This window comes from Intestinimonas sp. HCP28S3_D6, from assembly GCF_052065695.1.
Lineage (GTDB): Bacteria > Bacillota > Clostridia > Oscillospirales > Oscillospiraceae > Intestinimonas.
The window spans coordinates 73,556-85,608 of sequence record NZ_JBQHTM010000007.1 but is presented as its reverse complement, the minus strand read 5'-3'; the positions used below and the strand labels follow the sequence as shown (position 1 = coordinate 85,608).

Here is a 12,053-nt window from a genome sequence, read left to right as displayed (position 1 = left end):
GCTTCAGTTGAAAAAGAATGAAAATTTTGCTCCATTTCGCATTTTTTATGTTGTAATTCCGCCGGTGTTGCGTTACAATGTAGTGCGCTGGCAGACTGTCGATTGAAAGGGGTAGGGCTTGTGTATGATAAATATCGTGCTGGTCGAGCCTGAGATCCCCATGAACACCGGCAACATCGCCCGGACCTGTGCCGCCACCGGGAGCCGCCTCCATCTGGTGCGGCCACTGGGGTTTGACATCTCCGACAAGGCGGTGAAGCGGGCCGGACTGGATTACTGGTCCCTGCTGGACCTCCATGTCTACGACAGTCTGGACGACTTTTTCCGGCAGCACCCCGATCCCGACCTGTGGCTTACCACCACCAAGGCCGACCGGTGCTACGCAGACGCGACCTATACCGACGGCTGCTGGCTCTTCTTCGGCAAGGAGACCGCCGGGCTCCCACAGACGCTCCTGGACCGGTATCCACAGCGCTGCGTGCGGCTCCCCATGCGGGAGGACGCCCGTAGCCTCAATCTGGCCAACACGGTGGCGGCGGTGACCTATGAGGCACTCCGCCAGATGGACTTCCCCGGTCTCGCCAAGGACGGCGGCAGCGCCTGGCAGACCCAAAAGGCGGCCCATATCCGTCGTTGAATAGCCCCCGCGTATGCTGGGCGGCAAGCACATCCATAAACGATTCCAATCAACCCCAAAGCGTTCGTTTCCGTAGTTTCTGCCTCGAAATGATGAAAGGAGCACAGCAAATGAACTACAACAAGAAGACCGTCAAGGACATCGATGTGGCAGGCAAGAAGGTCCTGCTCCGCTGCGATTTCAACGTGCCCCAGGATAAGACTACCGGCGCCATCACCGACGACAAGCGCATCCGGGCGGCTCTGCCCACCATCCAGTACCTGCTGGACCAGAACGCCGCCGTCATCGCCTGCTCCCACCTGGGCAAGCCCGTGGCTACCTTTGACTCCTATGTGAAGAAGCAGGCCGAGAAGGGTAAGGACCCCGCTTCCATCACCGAGGAGGAGTGGAAGAAGTCCCTGGCCAAGCTGTCCCTGGCCCCCGTGGCCAAGCGCCTCTCTGAGCTGCTGGGCAAGGAGGTCATCATGGCTTCCGACGTGGTGGGCCCCGACGCCATGGCCAAGGCCGCCGCTCTCAAGCCCAGCCAGATCATGCTGCTGGAGAACACCCGCTTCGAGAAGGGTGAAACCAAGAACGACCCCGAGCTGGCCAAGAAGATGGCCTCCATGGCCGACGTCTATGTGTCCGACGCCTTTGGTGCCGTCCACCGCGCCCACGCCTCCACCGCCGGTGTGGCCGACTACCTGCCCGCCGTCAGCGGTTTCCTCATCCAGAAGGAGCTGGAGATCATCGGCGGCGCCCTGGCCAACCCCAAGCGTCCCCTGGTGGCCATCCTGGGCGGCTCCAAGGTGTCCTCCAAGATCGGCGTCATCAACAACCTGCTGGAGATCGCCGATACCATCATCATCGGCGGCGGCATGACCTACACCTTCCTCAAGGCCCAGGGCGGCTCCGTGGGCAAGTCCCTGCTGGAGGAGGACTGGCTGGACTACTGCAACGACATGATGAAGAAGGCCAAGGAGAAGGGCGTCAAGCTCCTCCTGCCCGAGGACACCGTGTGCGCCAAGGAGTTCTCCGCCGACGCCGAGCCCATGACCGTGGACAGCATGCACATCCCCGACGACTGCATGGGCATGGACATCGGCCCCAAGGCCATCGCCGCCTACGCCGACGCTGTGAAGGACGCCGGTACCGTCATCTGGAACGGCCCCATGGGCGTCTTTGAGTTCCCCGCCTTCGCCGCCGGCACCAAGGCCGTGGCCGAGGCCCTCAGCAAGAGCAATGCCATCACCATCATCGGCGGCGGCGACTCCGCGGCTGCCGTGCAGCAGCTGGGCTACGCCGACAAGATGACCCACATCTCCACCGGCGGCGGTGCCTCCCTCGAGTTCATGGAGGGCAAAGAGCTGCCCGGCGTGGCTTGCCTGCTGGACGCCTGATTATGCTCCGGGCAGCTCCCGGAGGCCCGGCCGGAGCCCAGCGTAAGCGGGTCCGGTGGGGAAAAGGAGCCGCAGCGAAATGAGCGAGCTTTCCCGCTGTGCGGGGAAGCGAGGGGTATGGAGCTTGCGGCGACGCCGCCCGGCGTGGCCTGCCTTCTGGAAGCCTAATTGAGCGGTTTACGCGAGAAATTTGCCTTCCGTTGCATTTTCACACGCACACATACTGATGAGGAAAGAAAGGGGTCCCGTACCCATGAACAGAAGATACCGGAAAACCATCATCGCCGGAAACTGGAAGATGAACAAGACCCTCTCCGAGACCCGGGCCTTTGCCGAAGAGCTCAAGCCCATCCTGCCCAAGGGCAAGTGGTGCGACGTGGTGCTCTGCGTCCCCTATGTGAACATCCCCGCCGCCATCCGTCTCTTCAAGGACTGCCGGGTGGCCATCGGCGCCGAGAACTGCCACTATGAGGCCAACGGCGCCTACACCGGCGAGGTGTCCGCCGAGATGCTCAAGGAGCTGGGCGTGAAGTACGTCATCATCGGCCACTCCGAGCGCCGCCAGTACTACAACGAGACCGACATGACCGTCAACAAGAAGGTCCACGCCGCCCTGGAGGTGGGCCTGCGGCCCATCGTCTGCGTGGGCGAGAGCCTGGAGCAGCGGGAGCTGGGTGTCACCATGGAGCTCATCGCCTACCAGGTGAAGTGCGCCCTGGCCGGCGTCAGCGCCGACAAGCTCCGCCACGTGGTCATCGCCTATGAGCCCCTGTGGGCCATCGGCACCGGTAAGACCGCTACCGCCGAGCAGGCCGGTGAGGTCTGCCAGGCCATCCGCGCCGTCATCCGCAAGCTCTACGGCGCCCGCGTGGCCCGCTCCGTCACCATTCAGTACGGTGGCTCCATGAATCCCAAGAACGCCGCTGAGCTCCTGGCCCAGCCCGACGTGGACGGCGGCCTCATTGGCGGTGCGTCCCTGAAGCCGGACCAGTTCGTGGAGATCATCAACGCGGCCAACCAAGAGGACTAACGGTCGCCCACGAGCGCATCGGGCATTTTGTGACTTGAGTTAGAATACGAGGTTCAGATATGAATAAAACACCTACCACGCTGATCATTATGGATGGCTTTGGCCTGCGTGAGGAGACCATGGGCAACGCCATCGCCAACGCCCGGAAGCCTCACCTGGACCGCATCTTTGCCGAGAACCCCGGCTGCAAGCTGTCGGCCTCCGGCCTGGATGTGGGCCTGCCCGCCGGCCAGATGGGCAACTCCGAGGTGGGCCACACCAACATCGGCGCCGGCCGCGTGGTCTTCCAGGACCTGCCCCGGATCACCAAAGCCATCGCTGACGGCGACTTCTTCACCAACGAGGCCTATGTGGCCGCCATGGACGACTGCAAGGCCAAGGGTACGGCCCTCCACATCATGGGTCTGATGTCCGACGGCGGCGTCCACAGCCACATCGACCACATCTTTGCCGCTCTGGACATGGCCAAGCAGCGGGGCCTTACCAAGGTCTACGTCCACGCCTTCCTGGACGGCCGTGACGTGCCCCCCTCCTCCGGCAAGGACTTCGTCGCCCGCCTCCAGGAGAAGTGCCAGGCCCTGGGCAACGCCCACATCGGTGTCATCTCCGGCCGGTACTACGCCATGGACCGCGACAAGCGCTGGGAGCGCCTCCAGAAGGCCTACGATGCACTGGTCATGGGTGAGGCCCCCTTCGAGTCCGATCCCGTGGCGGCCGTCCAGAAGTCCTATGACGCCGAGGTCACCGACGAGTTCGTGGTGCCCGTCCTCTGCTGCAAGGAGGCCGTCATCTCCGAGAACGACTCCGTCATCTTCATGAACTTCCGCCCCGACCGGGCCCGGGAGATCACCCGCGCCCTGGTGGACCCCGACTTCACCGACCTGGAGCGGAAGAAGGGGTATTTCCCCCTCCACTTTGTGTGCACCACTGAGTACGATGCCACCATGCCCAACGTGACGGTGGCCTTCCCCAAGCAGAAGCTCTCCAACATCTTTGGCGAGTATATCTCCAACCTGGGGCTCACCCAGCTGCGCATCGCCGAGACCGAGAAGTACGCCCACGTCACCTTCTTCTTCAACGGCGGCGTGGAGCAGACCTTCCCCGGCGAGGACCGGGTCCTCATCCCCTCTCCCTCCGTGCCCACCTACGACCTCAAGCCCGACATGAGCGCCAAGGAGGTCACCGACGCCTGTGTGGAGCGCATCGAGAGCGGTAACTACGACGTCATCATCCTCAACTTCGCCAACTGCGACATGGTGGGCCATACCGGCGTGTACGAGGCCGCCCGGCTGGCGGTGGAGACCGTGGACGAGTGCGTCAACCGCGTGGTGGAGGCCACCTCCAAGATGGGTGGCATCTCCCTCATCACCGCCGACCACGGCAACGCCGACCGCATGCTGGAGGACGACGGCGTCACCCCCTACACCGCCCACACCACCAACCCGGTGCCCTTCTACATCGTGGGCGCCGACGTGAAGCTGCGGGACGGCAAGCTGGCCGACATCGCCCCCACCATGCTGGACCTGATGGGCCTGGAGAAGCCCGCCGAGATGGACGGCGAGACGCTGATTCTGAACTAAGGGATTTTCCAGGCCCATCTCCGCCGAAGGCGGGCGGCGCTTGCGCCGTCCAAGCGTTTTGGCCGAGGGGCAAAACCTTGATGCCGGGGCAATTCATTTGCCCCGAGCAGATAAAAAGAATGGGGTCCCCGCGCGGCCTGCCGCGTGGGGCGCCTGGAGAAGCCCGCCGAGATGGACGGCGAGACCCTCATCCTGTAAGGGTATCCGGCGGGAGGGACCTTCCGCCTTACCATAAAAGCTCACCCGGCGGACGGAGGTCCGCCCCCACAAAGACCCTGTATGGCGGGTTCGCCCGCCCCCAATACGAAAGGAGTTTTTATCCATGAAGCAGATCATCGAGATCGTTGACGTCCTGGGCCGTGAGATCCTGGACTCCCGCGGCAATCCCACCGTCGAGGTGGAGGTCTACCTGGAAGACGGCACCGTGGGCCGCGCCAGCGTGCCCTCCGGCGCCTCCACCGGCGTCCACGAGGCCTGTGAGCTCCGTGACGGCGACAAGAGCCGCTACCTGGGCAAGGGCGTCCTCAACGCCGTGGAGAACGTCAACAACGAGATCGCCGAGTGTCTGGTGGGCATGAACGTGCTGGATCAGACCGCCATCGACAAGGCCATGATCGAGCTGGACGGCACCCCCAACAAGAGCCGCCTGGGCGCCAACGCCATCCTGGGCGCCTCCCTGGCCTGCGCCAAGGCCGCCGCTGAGAGCCTGGGCGTCAGCCTCTACAACTACATTGGCGGCGTCAACGCCAAGACCCTCCCCGTGCCCATGATGAACATCCTCAACGGCGGCGCTCACGCCACCAACAACGTGGACATCCAGGAGTTCATGATCATGCCTGTGGGCGCCTGCTGCTGGAAGAAGGCCCTCCAGATGTGCGCCGAGGTCTTCCACACCCTGAAGACCGTGCTCAAGGAGAACGGCACTCCCGCCGCCGGCGTGGGCGACGAGGGCGGCTACGCCCCCAACCTGAAGAAGGACGAGGACGCCTTCAAGTGCATCGTGGCCGCCATCGAGAAGGCCGGCTACAAGCCCGGCGAGGACTTCATGATCGCCATCGACGCCGCCGTGTCCGACTGGTACAACGCCGAGACCGGCTGCTATGATCTGCCCAAGGCCAAGAAGACCATGACCAAGCAGCAGATGGTCAACATGTGGAAGAAGTTCGCCGACAACTACCCCATCATCTCCATGGAGGACTGCATGGGCGAGGACGACATCGAGGGCTGGCAGATGCTGACCAAGGCTCTGGGCGACCGCGTGCAGCTGGTGGGCGACGACCTGTTCGTCACCAACACCGAGCGCCTGAAGATGGGCCTGGAGAACAAGATCGCCAACGCCATCCTCATCAAGGTCAACCAGATCGGCACCCTGACCGAGACCCTGGACGCCATCCAGATGGCCAACCGCGCCGGCTACACCGCCATCGTGTCCCACCGCTCCGGTGAGACCGAGGACACCACCATCGCCGACATCGTGGTGGGCACCAACGCCGGCCAGATCAAGACCGGCGCCCCCAGCCGCACCGACCGCGTGGCCAAGTACAACCAGCTGCTGCGCATCGAGGAGGAGCTGGACGAGGTGGCCCAGTATCTGGGCAAGGATGCCTTCTTCAACCTGAAGAAGTAAGTGAGAAGCGCGGAGCCGTCGTGAGCAGGGCGGATGGACCGGAGCGAGGGCGAAAACCGAAGGACTGCGAAGCAGGCCTGTTTTGAGCTCGAGACGAAGGGAAGCCGCCCGTCGCGAACAGGCGAAGCGTGACAAGATAAGCACAAGGGGCCGCTGCCAATGGCAGCGGCCCCGTTTTTTGCTCGTCCAGCTCCGGGGACCCCGACCGAGCCCAGCGAAGCGGGTCGGGCGGGGAGAGGAGGAGCAAGGGAGCGGAAGGAGGGATACCCATACCTGGGCGTCCCGACGGGAGCGGACTTTGCGACGACGAGGACGAGGTGGCCCAGTACCTGGGCAAGGATGCCTTCTTCAACCTCAAGAAGTAATCCAAATTGCAAAAAGCGGGCTCCGGCAATGCGCCGGAGCCCGCTTTCTTTGTGGTTGGACTGTTTTGCGAGAGGATAGTCCAGTCTGCGGGACTGGGCAGGGGAGAAGGACAGGGAAGGGCCCAGGGATTGGCAGGGCGTGCAACATAGACCGGCGGAGCGCCCAGGGGTGAGGAGGGATGCTTATGGCAAGCGGATATACCGCAAATTACGGGCTGTGCCAGTGGCAGCGGTCAGATCAGTTTTTACGGGAGGAGTTCAACGGGGACAACGCCAAAATTGACGCGGCCCTAGGCCGAGTTGGGGACAACGCGGACCGGGCGCTGGCCGGTCTGGAGGACCAGGGCTATAACATCTATAACCTGCTGCTACAAGCTGACTACGAGAACAAATACACAGGGTACAAGAGAGCCCTTTTGTTCGACGGCTTTGCGGATGAAAGCCAGATCGCGTCCAAAAGCAGCGACATTCAGATCAATGCCCAGGCGGCCCGGCTGAGCAAGAGCGGTCAGGGGAACATCAGCTCGTCCTACGCCGGAAACACCTGTTTCCTGGGTGACAAGGGCTGCACCACCGGCATACAGACAGCAGTAGGAAACGGAACACTGACGGGTATTCAGTTCCAGTACAATCCATCGGACAGCTATGGCTGCGGCACCAATCTGGTGGTCTACCACAACGGCGTCTACAACAGCATCCAGCAGGTGACGCTGGAGGGCGGGAGCGGCGGCACGAAAACGGTGACCCTGCAAAAGCCCCTGTCGCTGGTCAAGGGGGATACCTTCTACCTGGAGCTGGAGTGCAACTCCAGTTCACGGTCGGCCTATATCTACCTCAACAGCAGCGGCTATATGGCGGGCACTATCTACATCACACCGGTGGGTTCCTCCAGCGGCACCATCACCGCCAAAGGGGCCACCATTACCGGCGGCGGGACACAGGCGCTGGTTTTTGTCCGATATGACGGCGGCTCCGTAACCCCCAGGATCAACGGCGCCGCACTCAGCCGCACCGCCCGGAGGACCACCACCGACGTCAAGGGGCGCAGCTGCACCGAGGACACCTATGAGGGGACCTGGTCCGGCGGCACGCTCACCGCCAGCTTTACCATGGACTGCGGCAGCGGCTCGTCATGTGTGTTTTACGGTTACGGTGTGGTGCTGCTATAAACCATGCGGAAGTTTGAAAAATACTAGAAATGAAAAGGGAACGCCCCGGACTTTTGTCCGGGGCGTTCTTGATTTGCGGGTGAAATGATCAGGCAGCGGTGTAATCCCAATCAGCGTTATCCCAGGTGAAGGTCACGCCAGCCATCTCGCTCACGCTGTTGACAGGAGTGCTTCCACCGATGGTGAAGTCAGCCAGAGTGGCCTTGTCAGGAGCCACGGTGAAGGTGACCTTGGAGGAGGTGCCGGAACCGATGATGATGCCCTTGGAAGCGTCATCGATGCCGCCCTTCAGGACCAGGGTCTTGCCATTGCCGATGGTCAGCTTGTTGGTAGTGCTAGCACCGGTCACCTTGCCCTCAAAGGTCACATTGGCATTGCCCAGAGAGAGAGCAGCGGTCAGAGCGTAGTCATCCACGTAGGTCAGCTCACCGGCGGTGATGGTCATGGTGCCGACCACAGACTTCACGGTGGCCTTGCCGGCAGTCAGCTCAAAGGCATCCTTCAGGTTGGCGGTAGAAGCGTTCAGCTCGCCATCGGTCACAGTGACCTTACCGGCAACATCAGCCTTCAGAGTGGCCTTGCTGGTGGCAGCGCTCAGGGTAACAGCGCCGGCCACGGTGCCGTTCACGGTCAGCTCAGAGCTGGCGGGCACGGTGAGCACGGTGGTGTTCGCACTGGCAGTCACATTGCCCAGCACGTTCACAGTGCCGTTGGCGGAGAAAGCGGTGCTACCCAGCACCAGGTTGCTGCCGATGGTGGTGGTGCCGGTACCAGTGAGGGTGTAGCTGCCGGGCGTGTAGTCGTTCTTCACGGTCAGAGTGCCGTTGTTGGTGACATTGGCACCGGGGGTGAAGGCGTTCACGACCAGAGTACCGCCGTTGGCGACCTCGATGGCGGCACCGTTGGTGTAAGTAGCCTTGGTGACAGTAACGGTAGCGCCGCTGTCAACAGTGAGCTTGGTGGTCACAGTGATGTCCTGGGCGGTGACGTTACCAGTCAGGGTAGAGCTGGCCACGGCGGTATAGGTGCCGTTGACGACCAGGGTGCCGGCGTTGTCCTCAACGGCGGTGGGCGCATAGTTGCCGTTGATGGTCAGGGTGCGGCCCTTGGGGATGACAATCTGATCGGCAGGGGCATAGTTGGAGGTAGTGATCTCCACGTCATTGCCCTTGTCAAACTCAGCATTGACGGTAGCGGCGGTAGCGCTGCCGCTCAGAGTGGTGACACCGCTGGTGGAAGGAGTGGTGGTATCGCTGCCGCCCTTGTCGGGGCTGGAAGCAGAGCCGACCTTCAGGACATAGATGCGGTAGCTCACGCCATCGGGAGCCTTGACCACGATGTAGGCGTTGCCGTTGGTGTAGAGGACATCGTCAGCCTTGACAGCCAGAGCGGCCTTGTCGGTGGCGGGACGAGTGTTGACCACATACACACTGGTGCCATAGGAAGTCTTGATGTTGGACTTCACAGTAGTAGCAGTGGTGCCGGCGGCAACCTCGTAATCGTAGTCGCCGGTGCTCTTCTTAACAGTAGTGCCATCAACCTTGAGGATGTTGGCATTGTCGTTGGAGTAGGGCTCCTCGAGGTAGATGCCCAGGGCTTCGTCGTTGTTGGGGTTGTAGACGACGGTGACCCAGTCCTTCTCGGTCACATTGCTGATGATGTTGGTATCAGAACCGTCGATCTCAGCCAGAGTGGTGTCGGCAGTAATCTTGACTTCCTGACCGCCAACCACGACGGACTTGCCCTCAGACAGGGCGACATGGCCGGAAACAGTGGAAGTGGAGGTCACGTTGGTCAGGCTGTAGTAGCCCTTGCTGGTCATGGTGTAGACATAGGGAGCGCCGGCCAGGGTGTCGTCCTTGGAATCAACAGTGATGTTCTCCACCAGCTTGCCATCGATGACGGCGTTGTAGATGGTGTTCTCATCAGTGCTCTTCACATACTGATAGAGGTACAGGACGTTAGCAGAGGCAACCTCTCCCACCTGGAAGACCACGGCGCCGGCAATGCTTTCATCCTTGCGGCTGGGAACGGTATAAACAGAGGTGTTGGAAGTGCCGCTGGTCACCTTGATGGAGGGGGCGTTGTCCTTGCCAACATAGGACTCAATGCTCTTAATGGTGCTGGTGGGCTTGCCGGCGGCATCCACTTCCATCATCACATAGAAGAACACGGTGTTGTTATCGGTCATCTTAGATTTCATAGCAGAGGTGGTCTTAATGGTGCTGGACCCCTTGTTGAACTCAATGTCGTTGCTGGAGCCGTTGACAACAGCGTTGTTGGTCACGTTGGTCAGCTCGATCTTACCGTCGCTGGTCAGGTAGTAGCCATAGACGTTGCCCTTGGTGATGGGGTGGGCGCCAGGAGTGGTCTCGCCGGTGACGCCGGTGGGCTTGCCCTCCCAGGTGCCGTCCTTGTAGTTCTTCACCAGGTAGGAGGCGCTGGTGCCGTCAGGCAGGGTGACATAGACGCGGACGTCGCTGGCCAGGCCGGTGGCGTCGTTGATGGTGGTGGCGTTGGCCACATAGGCGTAGTCGGTGAAGCCCTTAACGTCGGAAGCAGCGGCCACATAGCCGAACTTATCCAGATACAGGGTGACAGCCTTGCCCATGTAGTTGCTGTCCAGGTAGGTATCGGGGGTCTTCAGTTCGCCGTCGCGGCCGTCGTAGTTGCCGGACTCAGAGAAGGTGTAGGTGGTGCCGTCCACGGTCAGATTGGCCTTCAGACGATCGCTGTTCTTCTTGAAGGTCTCCAGGGTGCCCTCGACGGTCTCGGCCTTGACGACATACAGCTTGCCGCCCATGGTGTTGTAAACAACATAGTCGTTCAGAGCCACATCGGCAAAGCCCACGATCTTGTCGATCTTCAGGTCCTTGCTGTCGGTGTAGGTGTCGATGGTCAGGCCGCCATCTTCCTTATCATTGTAGCGGATGACCTTGCCGAAGCCGTAGTTGGTCTTTACAACGGACTCAGTGATGCCGTCGTTGTCGCTGTCGATGAACTTGACCTCGTTACCGGTCTGGTTCACCAGAGCGCTGATGGCGGTGGAGGACACGGCGCCGTTAACATAGAGAACGGTGTCAGAGTTGACAGTGATGTCATTGTCCTTCATGTAGCCGGCAACTTTGTCAGAACCGAAGGTCTTGGTGGTGGTGACGACCACGTTCTTACCGGAGTCCATCACGGAGCCCAGCACGGTGGCCTTCTCGGAGTTGGTGGGAGAAGCCACGGAGGGGACCACGTAGAAGAACACGGAGGTGCCCAGCAGGGAGGCGTCGGTGACGGTCTCGAAGGTGGCGACATCGCCGAAGTTGTGGCCGACCTTGGTCAGCTCGTCCTCGTTGGTGATGTCGATGCGGGTCTTGCCGTCAAAGCTGGCAGCGGTCTGCTCGTTGCGGACCACCACGCCCTCGACGCGGACGCCGCCGAACTTGTCGCTCAGCAGGGTGTCGTCCTTCTTCTCCACACGGGGGATGGAGGTCAGGGAGCCGTCGGAGCCGGTGACCAGAGCGTAGGTGTAGGCCACCATCTCGCAGTTCAGGGCGTTGTAAGCCATCTGAGCGGCGTTGTCACGGGTCAGGCCAGCGTCAACGTCGATGTCCAGTCCGGCGTACAGCTTGTTCTGGTTGGCCAGCACGTTGGTGGAGACGGCCCAGTTGGCGCCCACCATGTTCTCGAAGCCGGCGTTGTAGCCCAGAGCCACCAGCAGCATCTTGGCAGCCTCAGTGGCGGTCACGGTGCCGTTGGGGTCGAAGGTGCCGTTGCCCTTGCCGGCCACGATGCCCAGCTGAGTGCAGTACTCAATGTAGGCCTCGGCCCAGTGGTTCACAGTGTCGGTGTAGGTGTGGGTGGTGGAAGTGCCCAGGGCAGGATCGCTGCCGCCATTCAGGATGACGCAGATGATCTTGGCCATCTCGGCACGGGTCACGATCCCAGTGGGATCGTAGGAGCCGTCGTCCTTGCCGTTGATCACGTTCAGAGTGGTCAGCACGGTGACGGCCTCTTTGTTGACGATCTGGTCCTTGTCGGAGAAGTCGTCGAGGTTCACAGCGCCGGCGCCAACGACCATCAGGGACATGACCATGATGGCAGCCAGAGCCAGACTGAGAGCCCGCTTGAGGTTTCTCATTTGGAATTCCTCCTTCTAAAATTTGAGGTTTTAGGGGGCCAAACGCCTGAAAATACGAACTTTTTCACGTACTACGGGCGTATAACGCCCCTTACACTGCAAAAAACGGGCAGTCTTTTCCACAAAATGTGGAAAAG

7 protein-coding genes are annotated in these 12,053 nt (G+C 61.4%); 6 read left to right on the top strand and 1 reads right to left on the bottom strand.

The window, feature by feature from the left end:
- Positions 1–124 precede the first annotated feature (124 nt).
- From ACTNBK_RS04245 to ACTNBK_RS04220, 6 genes are all read left to right on the top strand, one after another.
- Entirely contained in the window at positions 125–637 is a 513-nt protein-coding gene (locus tag ACTNBK_RS04245; RefSeq protein WP_441143910.1) for a tRNA (cytidine(34)-2'-O)-methyltransferase, read from the top strand.
- 110 nt (positions 638–747) lie between these two features.
- Positions 748–2,016 (top strand): phosphoglycerate kinase, encoded by a 1,269-nt coding sequence (locus ACTNBK_RS04240; RefSeq protein WP_441143908.1) that lies wholly within the window; start codon positions 748–750, stop codon positions 2,014–2,016.
- 253 nt (positions 2,017–2,269) lie between these two features.
- On the top strand, positions 2,270–3,046 hold the full coding sequence (gene tpiA / locus ACTNBK_RS04235; protein ID WP_227605717.1) for a triose-phosphate isomerase: 777 nt from the start codon (positions 2,270–2,272) through the stop codon (positions 3,044–3,046).
- A gap of 59 nt (positions 3,047–3,105) precedes the next feature.
- Positions 3,106–4,626 (top strand): 2,3-bisphosphoglycerate-independent phosphoglycerate mutase, encoded by a 1,521-nt coding sequence (gene gpmI / locus ACTNBK_RS04230; protein WP_441143906.1) that lies wholly within the window; start codon positions 3,106–3,108, stop codon positions 4,624–4,626.
- A 322-nt stretch (positions 4,627–4,948) separates the two neighbouring features.
- Complete coding sequence (eno, locus tag ACTNBK_RS04225) at positions 4,949–6,253, top strand: phosphopyruvate hydratase (RefSeq protein ID WP_441143904.1); 1,305 nt, start codon at positions 4,949–4,951, stop codon at positions 6,251–6,253.
- 550 nt (positions 6,254–6,803) lie between these two features.
- Positions 6,804–7,787 (top strand): hypothetical protein, encoded by a 984-nt coding sequence (locus ACTNBK_RS04220; RefSeq protein WP_441143902.1) that lies wholly within the window; start codon positions 6,804–6,806, stop codon positions 7,785–7,787.
- Positions 7,788–7,875: 88 nt separating this feature from the next.
- Here ACTNBK_RS04220 and ACTNBK_RS04215 read toward each other — a convergent pair whose 3' ends face one another.
- On the bottom strand, positions 7,876–11,916 hold the full coding sequence (locus ACTNBK_RS04215; protein WP_441143900.1) for an S-layer homology domain-containing protein: 4,041 nt from the start codon (positions 11,914–11,916) through the stop codon (positions 7,876–7,878).
- Between the last annotated feature and the right edge of the window lie 137 nt (positions 11,917–12,053).

Excerpts from the sequence above, each read along its gene's own strand:
- gpmI (WP_441143906.1), top strand. The coding sequence starts at position 3,106 with ATGAATAAAACACCTACCACGCTGATCATTATGGATGGCTTTGGCCTG.
- ACTNBK_RS04245 (WP_441143910.1), top strand. The coding sequence starts at position 125 with ATGATAAATATCGTGCTGGTCGAGCCTGAGATCCCCATGAACACCGGC.
- tpiA (WP_227605717.1), top strand. The coding sequence starts at position 2,270 with ATGAACAGAAGATACCGGAAAACCATCATCGCCGGAAACTGGAAGATG.
- ACTNBK_RS04220 (WP_441143902.1), top strand. The coding sequence starts at position 6,804 with ATGGCAAGCGGATATACCGCAAATTACGGGCTGTGCCAGTGGCAGCGG.
- ACTNBK_RS04215 (WP_441143900.1), bottom strand. The coding sequence starts at position 11,916 with ATGAGAAACCTCAAGCGGGCTCTCAGTCTGGCTCTGGCTGCCATCATG.
- ACTNBK_RS04240 (WP_441143908.1), top strand. The coding sequence starts at position 748 with ATGAACTACAACAAGAAGACCGTCAAGGACATCGATGTGGCAGGCAAG.
- eno (WP_441143904.1), top strand. The coding sequence starts at position 4,949 with ATGAAGCAGATCATCGAGATCGTTGACGTCCTGGGCCGTGAGATCCTG.